This window comes from Bacillus sp. FJAT-26390, from assembly GCF_001682865.1.
Taxonomy (GTDB): domain Bacteria; phylum Bacillota; class Bacilli; order Paenibacillales; family Paenibacillaceae; genus Pristimantibacillus.
In genome coordinates this window covers 32,982-48,049 of record NZ_MAQX01000022.1, presented here as the reverse complement: position 1 = coordinate 48,049, position 15,068 = coordinate 32,982, and the positions used below count along the sequence as shown (strand labels likewise).

Below are 15,068 nucleotides of genomic sequence, written 5' to 3'. Positions count from 1 at the left end.
AAATAGGCGTAAAGTCATCCCCTACGCCGATTAGGGCTCGAGTCCCCCCACTGCTTTTTAACCTTTTTCCCCCTAAAAGCATGCAAGCTAACGACTAAGGTCGTTACTATTCTAGTTTAGTTAATTCAGTTGTTACGCTTATTCTTTTCCTTGCTGTTCCGATCATACCAATGGTCACTCCAGCGGCTCTTGTCGTCGTTATCGTCGTTATCGTTGTTGTCGCTGCCGCGATTGTCATTCCATTTATTATTTTCATTCCATTTGCTGTTTCGATCATTATGACCGCCATTAGAGCGGTCCCAATTATGGTCCCGCTCTCGGTCATTATCATCATCTTTTTCTTTTTCTTTTTCTTTTTCTTTTTCTTTTTCTTTATCTATGTCCTTGTCTTTATCTTCCTTCTTATCATCCTTGGGTTTGTTAGGCGAGCTTGGCTTATTCGGTTTCCCTGGCGTTACAGACGGCTTGCTGCCCCATGGCTCATTTTTACCTGGTTTCGCGGTCACGGGCGTTTTATTCCCATTGCCGCTGACAGGCTTCTCCGGCTTAACCGCGTTCACCGGTTTATTTGTTTTAGGAGTAGCTGACGGCTTAACCGTGTCCGTCTTCTGATCGCCCTTTTGCTGCTTCGCTTTATCCTCTTTCTCGCGCGCAACAAGCTCCTTCAGCTTCTCCTTGCTTAAGTTCTCCGAATTATCGACGATCTTCTTAAGACCGCCAAGCGGCTCCGTCACTTTATCGATCGAGTGCTGCTTAAGCTGTTCGATATCAACGTTATAGCCCTCGTCCTTCGCCATCAAATACACAGCCATTTTGCCTGAGGAGATACCGTTCAAAGCCGCTTCCTCACGCACTTCATTCGGTACCGACAGCGTTGTAATATTTGCGCTAGCCGCCTCTGCTGCCAGCTGCGTCAGAAGAGTGCGTAGTGTCCGGTCGACTTTTCCCGTCAAAATATTCTCAAAATCGAGTTTAAGTGCAGAGCTGTCGTCTAATAACATGCTCGTGATAAAAATATTTTTGTTTGGCGTATCCAGATAATGTGAGCCTTTAGCCCTCTCCAGTATAGAAGAGGCTACTGTCTCTACATCAATGCCTTTGTAATTGAGCCCTTCAATGATAAGCTCGCCGTCCGCGTTTATCGCACGCAGCTCGCGCACCTTATCGTTTTTATCCACGCCAAGCTCCACGCTCGGATTAATATCCATGCTTACGTAAGCGACAACGGGATGATTATCCGACTGCATAAAAAATAAGAGCGGCAGGAAAACGAGCAGCATAACGGCTGCGGCACCCGCATACCAATACGCGGCTTTAACGGTGCGAGGCTTCTTATATTCCTCTTCGAATACGATTTCCTCGCCGATTTCCGGTTTTCCTTGAATAGGTGCTTGCAAAAATTGACCGTCTGCCGTCATTACAACAGCATGCTGCTTATGAATGCTCATAACGACTCCACGTTTCATTTGCTAGCCTCCTTGCTCAAATTCATTCCGTCGTCGGTTAAATGTAAATAGTCATGCATATACGGATATGTACCAGAAATAATAAGTGCGATTGCGATAATATATTTTCGGTTTCGCTCGACCGTTTTGCGGGAAACGCCGCACATTTCGGTAAGCTCTTTTACCGCTAGCTTATTGGTTAATCTTAACGAGTCGAACAAACTCGCTTCGCTCACAAGCGTTTGCGCAATTCCGATCAACAGCCTTCTGGAATCTGCATGCTTGGGCGAGAGCTCGACCAGCTCTGCAAATGAAATCCCGAACCCTAGAAGCTCTTGATTCAGCTCGCCGATTTCCTGCCTTCTCTCGTCTTCGGTCCGTTTCACCTCAAAAGCGTTCATAGCTTGTCTTGTCTCAACGGAATTGTATTGCGGCTGCTCCTCGTCCTCCGAATCGAACATGCTATAGGGGACTACTTGGGAATGCCTTTGTTCTTTTCGGACATGGTCAATAAGCCGACGGCGAATGACGGTTTCAGAAAATCCGATAAACGATTTGCCCGCATGGCTGGAAAACTGATTGATCGCTTCATTAAAAGCAAGCAGCGCCACGCTGTACTCATCATCTTGATTCGGATCGATGTACCGTTTGCAAAATCGACTTGTAACTTTCATTATATAAGGCTTGTAATCTGCTATAAACTGCTCACGCAGCAGCTCGTCACCTTGACGAATTTGAGCAACCCATTGTTCGGGAGTAAGCTTCTGCTCATCCTCCGCAGCATCTGTGGAAACAGATTTCCGCAGAAAGCGTTTGAACAATACAAGTAACAACCGCTCCACCTCACTACTAGTATGATTCGTTTCTGTCTGGCCGGTTTCAGGGGGTACATTATGAGAAGATCTTCATTTATTTTAAAAAAGAAAAGCCCCCCGAAAAGGAGGCTCACCATTCGTGTTCAAAATTAAACGGATGTACGGCGTTGACGGAGTTTATTCCTTCTGTTATTCAGCATCCCAAGACGCTTCTTAAGTACAAGCTGCCATTCCGTATCTTCAATCTGCTTCGCGAAGCTTAGCAAATCAAGCGCCATATCGATTTGACTATGAACAACATCCATAGGATCTTCATTTTCATTATTTACGCAGTTCTCAAGCAGCGCCTTGCCTTCTTGCTCCACATACTCCTGAAAATCAACTTCAGCGGCGCCGTCGCCATGTGCATATTCGGCTAATATTTCATATTCATTTTCGATTAAATAATGAATGTCTACACGGTGGCATACCGGACAAAACATAATAGGCACATTATGAATATGCGTTCGAAAATGCTTCAGCGTTCCTTTTGTTCCAATCATACTAGCTCCACAGCAAAAACTCATTGACGACTCCTCCTCCAAGGTTTGCGGTGCAAACCTACTTCGTAAGCATCAACTTAGGTTTGCGAATGCAAACCAAGTATTTTTTTGAGCTCTGTGACTAAGTATACATTATTCGATCACCATGGATGAAATTCCTGCTTTTGCATCATAATATCCGTCTCTAGGCCTAAACAAAAAACAAAACCCGCGCCATCCCATGGCGCGGGTTTTGAGTAGATCGAAATGATGTCTACTATTTCGATACCAATGTTTGTTGACCTGGTTTCCAGTTAATAGGGCAAAGTCCGCCGGATTGCAAAGCTTGCAATACGCGAAGCGTTTCGTCGACGCTGCGGCCAACGTTGTTGTGGTTAACAACTTGGTATTGTACTTCGCCTTCTGGGTTGATGATGAATAGGCCGCGAAGCGCGATACCTTCTTCTTCGATCAATACGCCGTAGTCACGAGCAACGCTCTTCGTGATGTCAGCAGCAAGCGGGAATTCTAGTTGGCCAAGGCCATTATCGTTAACCGGCGTGTTGATCCATGCACGGTGGCTATGTTTGCTATCAATGCTGACACCAAGAATTTCAGTGTCCAATTTTTTGAATTCAGCTGCAGCCATGCTAAGTGCAGTGATTTCTGTTGGGCAAACAAATGTGAAATCTAGTGGGTAGAAGAACAATACCAACCATTTGCCTTTGTAATCTGCTAGTGAAGCCGTACCAAAATCTTTACCGTCACCAGTTGCTGTTTCCATCGTAAAATCTGGGGCCTGGCGGCCTACCAAACGCTCTGCCATTATAGAAAACCTCCTTGACCTATCCATAAATTTTAGTGTTTATGTCACTTCGTCTGTGTGACTTACCTAGTAAATAGTATCACTAGTCTAGAATGAAGTCAATATTATAATCGTTATTTATTTATAATTATTATAATCTACCAATTACTTTTTAAGTGCGGCTACGATCAGATCGCCCATTTCAGTCGTTCCGATTGCTTGGCTTTTATCAACAGCAATATCGCCCGTACGGTGGCCTGCATCCAGCACTTCTTTCACGGCAGCTTCAATTGCAGCTGCTGCTTCGTGATAGCCGAACGTAAGACGGAACATAAGCGCTACGGAGAGGATCGTTGCAATTGGGTTAGAAATGCCTTGTCCTGCGATGTCAGGAGCGGAGCCGTGTACCGGCTCGTACAAGCCAAAGCTTCCTTCGCCTAGCGAAGCAGAAGACAACATACCGATCGAGCCAGTCAACATCGCAGCTTCATCGCTAAGGATGTCGCCGAACATGTTTTCCGTTACGATAACATCAAAGCTCGATGGACGGCGAAGCAATTGCATAGCGCAGTTATCAACTAGTACATGCTCAAGCTCAACCTCTGGATATTCAGGAGCGATCCGGTTTACAACCTCACGCCATAGACGTGATGTTTCAAGTACGTTCGCTTTGTCTACCGATGCAAGGCGTTTGCCGCGAGTCATTGCGATATCGAATGCTTGGCGTACGATACGCTCGATTTCCTGCACATTGTATACGCAAGTATCAACCGCTTCTTCGCCGCCAGCGCCTTCACGGCGGAACTTCTCACCGAAGTAAATGCCGCCAGTCAATTCGCGAACAACGATAAGGTCGGTGCCTTCAAGAACTTCCGGCTTCAATGTGGAAGCTTCTTTCAAGCAATCAAATACTGTAGCTGGACGAATGTTGGAGAACAAGCCAAGCGCTTTACGAATGCCGAGAAGGCCAGTCTCTGGACGAAGCTCCTTCGAGTTGTTGTCCCATTTTGGACCGCCTACAGCGCCTAGCAATACCGCATCTGCACCTTTGCAAAGGTCAAGCGTCTCTTGTGGAAGCGGAGTTCCTTTCTCGTCAATGGCAATACCGCCGAACAAGCCGTGTTCCGTTTCGAATTTGTAGCCATAAAGCTCTTCGGTTTTCTTAAGTACTTTAAGCGCTTCGCCAACAACTTCAGGTCCGATACCGTCGCCGGCAATAACTGCAATTTTTTTAACTTCTGACATAATAAAAGTAACACTCCTCGTTTTCGATTAAACTTATCCGTTCCATCGCAGCTTGGTTTGCTCCGTGAATTCGACAAGTTATACACTCATTCTCATTCTATTATCATTTGTACCATAAATCCGGAGTGATTACAAAGATATAAAATCTATTGACTTTATAGGCTGTGACTATAGTGAGCGCAGCGGCAAAAAAAATAGACAGTACGCACGAGGTTAAGCCTCGGCGAACTGTCTATTTTAATGATCAGCTTAAATCAAGCTCATTTTATCGCGACGGCCTGGAGACTTCCGCTTCTCGATCAGGCGGTTAAGCGCGTCGATATACGCGCGCGCGCTCGCCTCAAGAATATCGGTGCTTAGCCCACGTCCTTGAGCAGAAACTTCATCCTGCTTCAATACAACATGTACCTCGCCCTGTGCATCCTTGCCTTGCGAGACCGATTTGATGGAATAATCTTCAAGCTCTACATTTTCCTGCGTAACTTTATCGATAGCGTTATAGATCGCATCCACTGAACCGTTGCCGATTGCCACTTCTTCTACGACCTCGCCCTCGGCTTTGCGAATCCGAACAGAAGCGCTTGGCGTAGATTGATTGCCATAGCTCACTTGAATCGTCTCCAAGCTGAACACTTCCGGCGTATCGATAAGCTTCTCCTCAAGCAAAGCGAGAATGTCTTCATCGCTCACTGTTTTTTTGCGGTCAGCCAAATCCTTAAATCTAGCGAACGCGCCGTTAAGCGCTTCGTCCTCAAGCTCGTAGCCAAGATCAACCAGCTTCTCGCGGAACGCATGGCGTCCGGAGTGCTTGCCAAGCACAAGCTTCGATTCTTTAAGGCCGATCGTATCAGGAGAAATGATCTCGTACGTTGTTTTTTCCTTCAACATGCCGTCCTGATGGATGCCTGACTCATGCGCAAACGCATTCGCTCCGACAATCGCTTTGTTGCCTGGCACGACCATGCCTGTCAGCTTGCTGACAAGGCGGCTCGTTTTGGCGATTTCCTTCAGGTTAAGCGTTGTTTGAGCGCCAAAGTAATCAGGACGCGTAGCAAGCGCCATAGCAATCTCTTCGATCGCTGTATTGCCTGCACGCTCTCCAATTCCGTTGATCGTACCTTCAACCTGATCAGCGCCGTTTAGAATCGCTGCAAGCGAGTTGGCTGTCGCCATGCCAAGATCGTCATGGCAATGCGCGCTAAGCTGAATCGTTTCGATATTCGGAACGTTTTCTTTGAGCGTCTTGAAGATGTTGCCGAATTCCTGCGGATTCAAATAACCAACCGTATCCGGAATATTAACGACAGATGCTCCCGCTTTGATGGCCATCTCCGTAACCTGGCATAGGAAATCCAGCTCCGTACGTCCGGCATCCTCTGCTGAGAACTCAACTTTGTCAAAATATTTTCTGGCATAACGAATGGCGCGCTCTGCCGTTTCGAGAACCTGGTCCTTCTCCATCCGAAGCTTATGCTTGCGGTGAATAGGGCTTGTAGCAAGAAATACGTGAATGCACGGGTCCTGTGCGCCGATTAGCGCTTCACGAACCGCATCGATATCTTGCTCGCGGGAGCGTGATAGACCAATAACCGTAGCGTTTTTCACTGCGCGCGCAACCGCGTTAACCGCCGCAAGATCGCCGGGGGATGCCGCTGGGAAACCAGCTTCCATACGGTCCACTCCAAGCTTTTCAAGCTGAAGGGCAATTTCTACCTTTTCCTTCGTGTTCAGGTTTACACCTGGAGATTGCTCTCCGTCACGAAGCGTTGTATCGAAAACATAAATTTTCCGCATTTGTGCCATGCACCTCCGTGAACAGAATGATCCCGGCTCGCTTATGAAGTTGCAAGGCGAAACGTAAGCCGCTTCGCCTTGCACTCCGGCGAACCGGGATATGGTCGTTCATTCTATCTGTTATTACTTCTTGATCCAGTGCATCAATTCACGAAGCTGTGCGCCTGTTTGCTCGATTGGGTGAGCGGCTTCGTTACGGCGTGTAGCTGTAAGCATAGCACGGTTCGATTGGTTCTCCAAGATGAAGTCGCGAGCGAAACGGCCGGATTGGATATCTTCCAATACGCGTTTCATTTCTTTCTTCGTCTCTTCAGTAACGATGCGAGGACCCGTTACATAGTCGCCGTATTCTGCAGTGTTGGAGATAGAATCGCGCATCGACGAAATTCCGCCCTCGTACATCATGTCAACGATCAGCTTAAGCTCGTGCAAGCACTCGAAGTAAGCCATTTCTGGAGCATAACCAGCTTCAACAAGCGTTTCGAAGCCTGCTTTAACTAGTGCGGAAGCGCCGCCGCAAAGAACAGCTTGCTCACCGAACAAATCTGTTTCTGTTTCTTCTTTGAAAGAAGTTTCGATAACGCCTGCACGTGTACAGCCGATACCTTTAGCATATGCAAGACCGATAGCTTTAGCATTGCCAGTAGCATCTTGCTCGATTGCGATAAGACCAGGAACGCCAAAGCCTTCTTGGTACGTACGGCGAACCATGTGACCAGGAGATTTTGGAGCAACTAGGAATACGTCTGTATCTGCGTTAGGAACGATTTGGCCGTAGTGAATGTTGAAACCGTGTGAGAACATAAGAGCCGCGCCTTTTTTGAGGTTAGGAGCGATTTCATCTGTGTAAACTTTTGCTTGTGTTTCGTCAGGAAGCAAGATTTGAACAACGTCAGCCACTTTAGTTGCTTCAGCAACTGTAAGTACTTCGAAGCCGTCTTTCTTAGCAACGTCTGCGGATTTACCTGGACGAAGTCCGATAACTACTTTCAAGCCGCTGTCGCGAAGGTTTTGCGCTTGCGCATGGCCTTGGCTGCCGTAACCGATAACTGCGATTGTTTTACCTTGTAGTACGCCTTGATCCGCGTCTTTTTCATAGTACATTGTAACTGCCATTTTAATAATTGCCTCCTTTAATTTAACCCTTTTGAGCGGGTGTTTAAGCAGAGAATGACCCATAAGCAGCGGTTCTCCCCTTAAACTCCCGCTCAAAGCGGGATGTTGAATGAGTGGTAATAATTACTTGGCGTTGCCTCTATTTAGTGCTGTTACCCCTGTACGTGACAGTTCGCGAATGCCATAAGGCTTAAGCAGCTCGACCATTGCGTCGATTTTTTCCGTGTCACCTACTACTTGTACCATAAGCGAATGAGTGCCGATGTCAACAACCGCTGCGCGGAAAGTTTCGACTACGCCTAGAATTTCAGGGCGTGAAGACGGCTCTGCGTTTACCTTAATAAGCGCCAGCTCGCGCGCAACCATTGGGTTCGAGCTGAGATCAATGACCTTGATTACATCAATTAGCTTGTACAATTGCTTTGTTACCTGCTCGAGGGTATGGTCATCACCCGAAGTGACGATGACCATACGCGACAAACCTGCCTCTTCGCTGGAACCAACCGTAATGCTCTCAATATTGAACCCGCGGCGTCCGAACAAGCCGGATACACGCTGCAGAACGCCGGGCTGGTCGTTTACGATTACTGCGATCGTGTGTTTTTTCATTCCGCATCCCCCATGATCATTTCGTCGATGGTGCTTCCTTGCGCAACCATTGGATACACGTTCTCATCTTTGCGAACGACGAACTCAACGACTGCTGGACCAGGATGGCGAAGCGCTTCTTCCCATGCGGTGCGAGCTTCCTCTTTGTTCGTAGCGCGGAAACCTTTCACGCCGTAAGCTTCGGAAAGCTTAACAAAGTCAGGGCTGCCGGCTAGATCAATATGGCTGAATCGGTTATCGTAAATCAGCTCCTGCCACTGGCGAACCATTCCGAGCACCTGGTTATTAATGATAACCACTTTTACTGGAATATTATTGATTGCGCAGATCGCAAGCTCTTGCGCACACATTTGGAAGCCGCCGTCACCGTTGATAGAAACGACTACGCGATCCGGATTCGCCATTTGAGCGCCGATAGCGGACGGGAAACCAAAGCCCATCGTGCCTAGACCGCCGGAGGTTACCCACGAGCGCGGCTTATTGAATTTATAATACTGCGCTGCCCACATTTGATGCTGGCCAACGTCAGTTGTAACGATGGCATCGCCATTTGTAGTTTCGTGGATTAGCTCCACTACCCATTGCGGCTTCAGCTCAACGTATGAATCATTATAGCTGAATGGATATTCTGCGCATGAGGCTTTAAGCTTCGCACGCCAGTCATCCGCTTTATCCGCGCGTTTAGCTTGCTTGTTAACAAGCTGGAGAACCGTCTTCACGTCACCTACGATCGGAATGTCCGTCGGTACGTTTTTGCCGATTTCCGCTGGATCGATATCGATATGAACGATTTTCGCAAGCGGTGCGAAGCCGGACAGCTTGCCGGTTACACGGTCATCGAAGCGTGCGCCGATGTTGATAAGCAGATCCGCGCTTTGAATCGACTTGTTAGCCGTGTAGGTGCCGTGCATGCCTGGCATGCCTAGAAACAGCTCGTTGCCGCTTGGGAAAGCGCCAAGTCCAAGCAATGTCGTCGTAATCGGAATTTGCGTTTTCGTTACGAACTCGAACAATTCTTCATGGCCGCCGGAGTAGACTACGCCGCCGCCAGCAAGAATGATCGGACGCTCCGCTTGCTCGATTGCTTTAATAAGCTTGTCGACTTGATTCCTATTCGGCGAAACCGTTGGGTTATAGCCTCGGATGCTTACATCGGTTACAGGCTTGAACAACGTTTTAGCCGCTGAAATGTCCTTTGGTATATCAATCAATACTGGACCTTTACGGCCAGTGTTGGCAATGTGGAATGCTTCATGGATAATACGCGGCAAATCTTCTACGTCACGCACCAAGTAGCTGTGCTTTGTGATTGGCATTGTAATGCCAGTAATGTCCGCTTCTTGGAATGCATCGCTTCCGATTAGGCTGGAAATAACGTTACCCGTAATAACGACCAAAGGCACGGAATCCATATATGCCGTTGCGATACCCGTAACCAGGTTTGTTGCGCCTGGACCGGAGGTTGCGATACACACGCCTACTTTGCCGCTTGCGCGGGCATAGCCGTCAGCTGCGTGAATCGCGCCTTGCTCGTGACGAGTGAGTAAATGATTGAAGTCGGGGTTCCCATGCATCGCGTCGTAAATGTACAACACTGCTCCACCAGGATAGCCGAACACACAATCTACATCCTCAAGCAACAGACTGCGAAGCAATATTTCTGACCCAGTAATGACCTCAGGCTTCGAGAGCCTTTCCTTCAATTCCTCTTTTGACTTCAGTGTTGCACCTTGCGTTACCATCAGTCATCCTCCTCTCAGAAAAAACAAAAAAACCTTTCGCTCCTCATGCTTCATAACGAAGCAACGAGGGACGAAAGGTATATCTTCCGTGGTACCACCCAAATTCGTTATACATCTCCCGATGCATAACCTCCACAAGTAAGAACGTCGTGCACATACGTTCATACTATTGGCACTGTAACGCTTGCCCTGCGATTTCCCCTATTAGGCAACAGCTTGCGTTGTTGCTTTTCAAGGAAACAGCTCCGAGGTGAGCTCGTAGAAAAGGGGTTTTGGCGATGGTTGCAGCTGATCCATCCGCTCTCTGTTCAAAAGAGCCCTTAGCACTTCGTCCTCATCATTGCTGATTGTGTATGTACCACATGGTGCGTACACCAGTACGTGGTAGATAAGACTTTCCTTATTATATGCCGCGAATCTCCGTTCGTCAAGAACCCTGAGCAACTCTTCGCATAATTTGTAGTCGGCGCATTTTGCTGCCTTGGCACATATACTATTTTAGCCTTCAAACGGCAAACTCATGCAGCGTTCCAGTCTATTCAGCGCCGCAGAAATGGAATGATGTCGATGATAAGACTTTATGACCCTCGACTGGATCAAGCGGAGGTTGTCCGCCTCATTCGCAATGAGCTGATTCCGATGTCGCATACGGTTCACCAGCATGACGCCCAGACGATTCGCGAGCTTCCGAAGCGATTCCGGCGCGGTGTTACTTATGTAGCTTCCTTGTCCAAAAAAAGCCCGCCGATCTCCTTCATTCATTTTGAAGTGATGGGCGAGGTGCTTTATTTAGATATGCTTGTCACGCATCCCGAGCATCGCAATAGACAATGGGCCCGTAAATTAATGGCGCAAAGCGAGGCTTACGGCAGGAAGCAGAACTGCAAAGTTGCCAGGCTTTTTGTCGATCAAGTAAATGATAAAGCCCATCATCTATACAATAAGCTTGGTTACAGTACCGTAAACTACTATCCTGAGCTTCGCTGCTACGAGCTGCTTAAGCCGCTTGCCCCGCTATGATCACCTAACCGCCATTAATACCCGTTAAAGCCTTGGTTGCCATAACCATTAAAATCCTGGTTCCCATAACCGTTGTAGCCTTGGTTGCCATAACTGTTGAAACCTTGGTTGCCGTAACCTCCGCATTGGTTAAAGTTGTTGTTGCAGCAGTTGCCGCCACCACCAAAACCGCCGCCGAAGCCACCACCGAAGCCTCCTAAGAAAGGAAGCGTGCCGATTGCAAGAAGATCGAACAAGACCAGAGGTATAATAGCTTTGGTTTGCACAACCTTGCCCTTTTCTCTTTTTAGGGGAGCTACGACCAGTTTGTTTTGGCTAACACGAACGAGCTTGCCCGTGACGACTGAGCCGTCAGGACGTACTGCATAAATGGATTTGCCGACCAGTTTCCGTACTTCTTGTTTGGAAACGTTACGCATGCGAAATCCCTCCTTTCCCGTTGTCCTTTAGCTTATTCGGGGAAAGCAGGTTCCGACTGTTTGTTTGTCCTCTATGGAAATAAATGTACGCACAGCCTGCTAGAAATGGTAGAAACGTTAGAGCCGATTGCAGCATCCGGCTTCTTCATCGATAACAATCTCTTATAATAAAAAAAGGCTGTCCAAGAGTCGTCAGAGAGACAACCTGGACAGCCTTTATACGTTAACGTCTACGCGTTAATTTTCTCTTTTGCAATGCCTGCAAGCGAGTTGAACGAAGTGATATCGTTAACTGCCAGGTCAGCAAGGATTTTGCGGTTAACTTCTACGCCCGCAAGTTTCAAGCCGTGCATGAATTTGTTGTACGAAAGTCCGTTAATGCGAGCTGCCGCGTTGATACGAACGATCCACAGTCTGCGGATGTCACGTTTTTTGTTGCGACGGTCACGGTAAGCGTACATAAGGGACTTACCAACTTGCTCCTTCGCTGTTTTAAACAGACGATGTTTCGAACCGAAATAACCTTTAGCTAGCTTTAGAATTCTTTTGCGACGACGAGTGCGGACAAATCCGCCTTTGACTCTTGCCATGAGTGGAAACCTCCTGTAGGTTGAATTAGCTTATTTGTTGTTGCTTAATATTACAAGTTGGAAAGGCCTTGCTTCAAACGACGAACATCGCCAGCAGCCATAAGCGGTTGGCCAGCAAGTACACGTTTTTGACGACCGGATTTGTGTGAAAGCAAGTGGTTACGGTAAGCTTTGTAACGTTTTACTTTACCAGTTCCAGTAATTTTAAAGCGGTCTTTCAGACTGCTGTGAGTTTTCATCTTAGGCATATCAGTTATCCTCCTTAAAGTTCTTCATCAGTTGTTAGCTGTTGGTTTTGGGTGCCAAAATCATAATCATGCTCCGGCCTTCCAGCTTAGGAGCGCGCTCAACGCTGCATAATTCGGCAACCTCTTTGGAAAGGCGGTCCAAGATTTTTTGTCCAAGAGATGCATGCGCAATCTCACGGCCGCGGAATCTAACGGAAGCTTTCACTTTATCGCCTTCACCTAGGAACTTAACTACGTTGCGATATTTCGTTTGGTAGTCATTTTCATCAATGTTAGCACGGAACCAAACTTCTTTAAGATCAACGATCTTTTGGTTTTTACGAGCTTCTTTTTCTTTCTTTTGCTGCTCATAACGGAACTTACCGTAGTCCATGATGCGGCATACCGGCGGCTTAGCCGTCGGAGCGACGTTCACCAAGTCCAAATTCAGTTCAATTGCCATCTGCAATGCGTCTCGAATCGATTTGATACCGATTTGCTCGCCCTCAGCGCCGACTAACCGTACTTCTCTGGCCCGGATTTCATCATTGATTTGATGTTCTCTGCTAATAACGTGCCACCTCCAAAAATGGTTTGTTTCATGTTTTTACGCAATAAAAAAATGCGGGTTCGCTCGAACCCGCATCTCATAACCGTACATGTATGTCAGTGCATCATTTCTATTCGAAACAATGGAGTGACCAATCGATTATCGCGAACCAGCCAGCTTAAGCCGAAAGGTGAGAAGCGGGTGCTTCTGCTTGTGCGTCATTTAGTTAGTTGAAAATGTTACCGTGTTACTATACCATGGCTTGCGAAGCTGTGTCAACAGCTGCGGGAAATGATTTTGCAAGAGAAAATCCCGCTCTCTCCTACTTGCTCTGTACTTCCTCAATGCGAACGACACGCGTATGCTGCGTGTGGCTCCACGTTTTGTTGTTCTGGGTAAAGAAAGCATAAAACGTGATCGGCCACCAAGAAATAAGAAACAGCGGCAATGTAAGCAGATGCGCGTACATCTTCCACGATTTCACGCCTTCTAGCATAAGCGCAAGCGGGAATTGGATGATCGACGCGACAGCAGCGATACCGACTACCCACCAAGGCACGTAGTTGTAAAGCGAATCCAAGTAATTCGAAGACGGCAGCGCGATATCGATCCAAATGATCATCGTCAAAATAAAGCCGAGCAATGTGTTATAAACGGAGATCGAGTAGATCGCCGAGTCAAACTTTACGAAGTTGCGTTCCTTGATACTCGCCCAAAGCAGCGGAAAGAAATAATTGCGCGCCACGTTAAAGTGTCCCTGCATCCAGCGCAGACGCTGCCTTGCGGAAGCTTTGAACGAAACCGGCTTCTCGTCATATACTTTGGCATCGTAGTTCAGCACGGGATAGATGCCGCGCTGCACGCAGCGCATCGAGAACTCCAAGTCCTCAACTAGGCTTGTCGCTCCCCAGCCCATATCCTTTAGCAGCAACGAATCAAAGCACATCCCTGTTCCGCCGAGAAAGTTAGCCATTTTCAAATTCGTTCTGGACAGCTGCCACAAACGGTTGCAGTACCAGTAAGTAATGCCATATGCTGCGGTAACCCATGAGTCATCCGGATTTTTGGTATCCAAGTAACCTTGAATGACCTGATGGCCCTCGCACAAATCGTTGTTCATCAGCTGCAAGAAATCTGGATTTACTAAGTTATCCGCGTCAAACATAACGATTGCATCGTATTGGCGGGGCAAGGCCCAAAGCTCTTTGAGCATCCATTCAATCGCATAGCCTTTACCGCGCAGCAACTGATTGGTTCTCTCGCAAGCATTTACGCCATGGCTCCGGCTAATGTCAGCCGTGCCGTCCGTACAATTATCACAAATAACAAATATATCGTATAGCTCTTCTGGATAGTCCATTTTTTTCAAGTTTTCAATAAGCGCCCCGACTACTTTTTCTTCGTTGTGAGCTGCGACTAGCACGGCAAATGATTTTTGCGGTGCGTGATGCTTCCGGCTTTTGTTTTTGGCCAAACCGAAAATGGAAATGCTGAATTGATAAACCGCGATTAACGCCATCACTACCTGAAACGCAATAAAAATAACACTTAGAACCATGCGGTACTGCCCCCTTGAGACCCCATTTTTTTTGCTTTTCTCAGCATTCGTTCACGGCTGCTGCAAGCTTTTATTATATATTTTCTCTCTGTTATGAGTGTTTCTCTGCAAACACTCGCGGACCTTTATTGATTCTCCACAGAAACAACTTCTTTGTCAAAAGTTGAATTAGTCTCGATTATGCTTAATCCCGTCAGAAAAACGCTTGCATTGCACACGAATGAACGCATTACCTCCTTTTACGACGACTCAGTCTTATTTTCAACCATTTGCTGACTTTTTAGCACTAACGTCCTTATTTACGATAAAATGTGTGAAAATGTTTCCGGGATTGTTAGGTGACTATGTGACGAACAGGTGAACAAGCTTAATCGTTGTGACACCTTTCGCTGTTTCGACATTATTTGTCTTAACGTCTGGAAATATGTCCATTACAGTTTTACCATCAACCACACATTATTAAACAGCAATTTGAAAATCAATATTTATACCCGAGCTATGCTAAACTTTAATAATGGGACAAGAAATAGTTTACGCCCAGCGAACAAAAACATGTTAAAATTGATTTTATTACAATAGAAGAAGGATGAAGTTTCAATCTTAGCCACCGTT

Annotated in this window: 15 protein-coding genes and 1 other annotated feature; of the genes, 1 reads left to right on the top strand and 14 read right to left on the bottom strand. The window is 47.0% G+C overall.

What is annotated here, in order from left to right; genetic code table 11:
* Positions 1-125 precede the first annotated feature (125 nt).
* The 9 genes from A7975_RS17450 to ilvB form a co-directional block, all read right to left on the bottom strand.
* Complete coding sequence (locus A7975_RS17450) at positions 126-1,466, bottom strand: anti-sigma factor domain-containing protein (RefSeq protein ID WP_065385964.1); 1,341 nt, start codon at positions 1,464-1,466, stop codon at positions 126-128.
* The gene (gene sigI / locus A7975_RS17445) at positions 1,463-2,278 is read right to left on the bottom strand and encodes an RNA polymerase sigma factor SigI (RefSeq protein ID WP_053374541.1); all 816 of its coding nucleotides are present in this window, start codon (positions 2,276-2,278) and stop codon (positions 1,463-1,465) included. The genes A7975_RS17450 and sigI overlap by 4 nt, the downstream gene beginning before the upstream one ends.
* 131 nt (positions 2,279-2,409) lie before the next feature.
* A complete protein-coding gene (locus A7975_RS17440) occupies positions 2,410-2,826 on the bottom strand; it encodes a hypothetical protein (RefSeq protein ID WP_053374540.1) in 417 nt (138 codons plus the stop codon).
* Between the two features lie 232 nt (positions 2,827-3,058).
* On the bottom strand, positions 3,059-3,607 hold the full coding sequence (locus A7975_RS17435; protein ID WP_053374539.1) for a peroxiredoxin: 549 nt from the start codon (positions 3,605-3,607) through the stop codon (positions 3,059-3,061).
* A gap of 144 nt (positions 3,608-3,751) precedes the next feature.
* The gene (leuB, locus tag A7975_RS17430; protein WP_053374538.1) at positions 3,752-4,831 is read right to left on the bottom strand and encodes a 3-isopropylmalate dehydrogenase; all 1,080 of its coding nucleotides are present in this window, start codon (positions 4,829-4,831) and stop codon (positions 3,752-3,754) included.
* Positions 4,832-5,080: 249 nt separating this feature from the next.
* Positions 5,081-6,625: a 2-isopropylmalate synthase gene (locus A7975_RS17425; RefSeq protein ID WP_053374537.1), complete on the bottom strand. Its 1,545-nt coding sequence runs from the start codon at positions 6,623-6,625 to the stop codon at positions 5,081-5,083.
* Positions 6,626-6,748: 123 nt separating this feature from the next.
* A complete protein-coding gene (ilvC, locus tag A7975_RS17420; RefSeq protein ID WP_053374536.1) occupies positions 6,749-7,741 on the bottom strand; it encodes a ketol-acid reductoisomerase in 993 nt (330 codons plus the stop codon).
* 123 nt (positions 7,742-7,864) lie between these two features.
* On the bottom strand, positions 7,865-8,350 hold the full coding sequence (gene ilvN, locus A7975_RS17415) for an acetolactate synthase small subunit (protein ID WP_053374535.1): 486 nt from the start codon (positions 8,348-8,350) through the stop codon (positions 7,865-7,867).
* Positions 8,347-10,092, bottom strand: coding sequence for a biosynthetic-type acetolactate synthase large subunit (gene ilvB / locus A7975_RS17410; RefSeq protein WP_065385963.1), 1,746 nt, complete (start codon positions 10,090-10,092; stop codon positions 8,347-8,349). Before ilvB ends, ilvN begins: the two co-directional genes overlap by 4 nt.
* 567 nt (positions 10,093-10,659) lie before the next feature.
* On the opposite strand from ilvB, the gene A7975_RS17405 reads away from it, so the two are divergent.
* On the top strand, positions 10,660-11,112 hold the full coding sequence (locus A7975_RS17405; protein ID WP_176707755.1) for a GNAT family N-acetyltransferase: 453 nt from the start codon (positions 10,660-10,662) through the stop codon (positions 11,110-11,112).
* Positions 11,113-11,126: 14 nt separating this feature from the next.
* On the opposite strand, the gene A7975_RS33155 is transcribed toward A7975_RS17405, so the two are convergent.
* The 5 genes from A7975_RS33155 to A7975_RS17380 form a co-directional block, all read right to left on the bottom strand.
* Positions 11,127-11,531 carry a hypothetical protein gene (locus A7975_RS33155; protein ID WP_082198280.1) on the bottom strand — a complete coding sequence of 135 codons (405 nt, stop codon included), beginning with the start codon at positions 11,529-11,531 and terminating at the stop codon, positions 11,127-11,129.
* A gap of 230 nt (positions 11,532-11,761) precedes the next feature.
* Positions 11,762-12,121 (bottom strand): 50S ribosomal protein L20, encoded by a 360-nt coding sequence (gene rplT / locus A7975_RS17395; RefSeq protein WP_053374532.1) that lies wholly within the window; start codon positions 12,119-12,121, stop codon positions 11,762-11,764.
* 50 nt (positions 12,122-12,171) lie between these two features.
* Positions 12,172-12,369, bottom strand: a complete 198-nt coding sequence (gene rpmI, locus A7975_RS17390; RefSeq protein WP_053374531.1) for a 50S ribosomal protein L35 — start codon at positions 12,367-12,369, stop codon at positions 12,172-12,174.
* A 34-nt stretch (positions 12,370-12,403) separates the two neighbouring features.
* The gene (infC, locus tag A7975_RS17385) at positions 12,404-12,901 is read right to left on the bottom strand and encodes a translation initiation factor IF-3 (RefSeq protein ID WP_053374530.1); all 498 of its coding nucleotides are present in this window, start codon (positions 12,899-12,901) and stop codon (positions 12,404-12,406) included.
* A gap of 57 nt (positions 12,902-12,958) precedes the next feature.
* Positions 12,959-13,117 (bottom strand) — a sequence feature (ribosomal protein L20 leader region).
* A gap of 103 nt (positions 13,118-13,220) precedes the next feature.
* Positions 13,221-14,456, bottom strand: a complete 1,236-nt coding sequence (locus tag A7975_RS17380; protein WP_065385962.1) for a glycosyltransferase family 2 protein — start codon at positions 14,454-14,456, stop codon at positions 13,221-13,223.
* Between the last annotated feature and the right edge of the window lie 612 nt (positions 14,457-15,068).

Excerpts from the sequence above, each read along its gene's own strand:
- A7975_RS17450 (WP_065385964.1), bottom strand. The coding sequence starts at position 1,466 with ATGAAACGTGGAGTCGTTATGAGCATTCATAAGCAGCATGCTGTTGTA.
- ilvC (WP_053374536.1), bottom strand. The coding sequence starts at position 7,741 with ATGGCAGTTACAATGTACTATGAAAAAGACGCGGATCAAGGCGTACTA.
- rpmI (WP_053374531.1), bottom strand. The coding sequence starts at position 12,369 with ATGCCTAAGATGAAAACTCACAGCAGTCTGAAAGACCGCTTTAAAATT.
- rplT (WP_053374532.1), bottom strand. The coding sequence starts at position 12,121 with ATGGCAAGAGTCAAAGGCGGATTTGTCCGCACTCGTCGTCGCAAAAGA.
- A7975_RS17380 (WP_065385962.1), bottom strand. The coding sequence starts at position 14,456 with ATGGTTCTAAGTGTTATTTTTATTGCGTTTCAGGTAGTGATGGCGTTA.
- A7975_RS17435 (WP_053374539.1), bottom strand. The coding sequence starts at position 3,607 with ATGGCAGAGCGTTTGGTAGGCCGCCAGGCCCCAGATTTTACGATGGAA.
- leuB (WP_053374538.1), bottom strand. The coding sequence starts at position 4,831 with ATGTCAGAAGTTAAAAAAATTGCAGTTATTGCCGGCGACGGTATCGGA.
- A7975_RS33155 (WP_082198280.1), bottom strand. The coding sequence starts at position 11,531 with ATGCGTAACGTTTCCAAACAAGAAGTACGGAAACTGGTCGGCAAATCC.
- A7975_RS17440 (WP_053374540.1), bottom strand. The coding sequence starts at position 2,826 with ATGAGTTTTTGCTGTGGAGCTAGTATGATTGGAACAAAAGGAACGCTG.
- A7975_RS17425 (WP_053374537.1), bottom strand. The coding sequence starts at position 6,625 with ATGCGGAAAATTTATGTTTTCGATACAACGCTTCGTGACGGAGAGCAA.
- ilvB (WP_065385963.1), bottom strand. The coding sequence starts at position 10,092 with ATGGTAACGCAAGGTGCAACACTGAAGTCAAAAGAGGAATTGAAGGAA.
- A7975_RS17405 (WP_176707755.1), top strand. The coding sequence starts at position 10,660 with ATGATAAGACTTTATGACCCTCGACTGGATCAAGCGGAGGTTGTCCGC.
- ilvN (WP_053374535.1), bottom strand. The coding sequence starts at position 8,350 with ATGAAAAAACACACGATCGCAGTAATCGTAAACGACCAGCCCGGCGTT.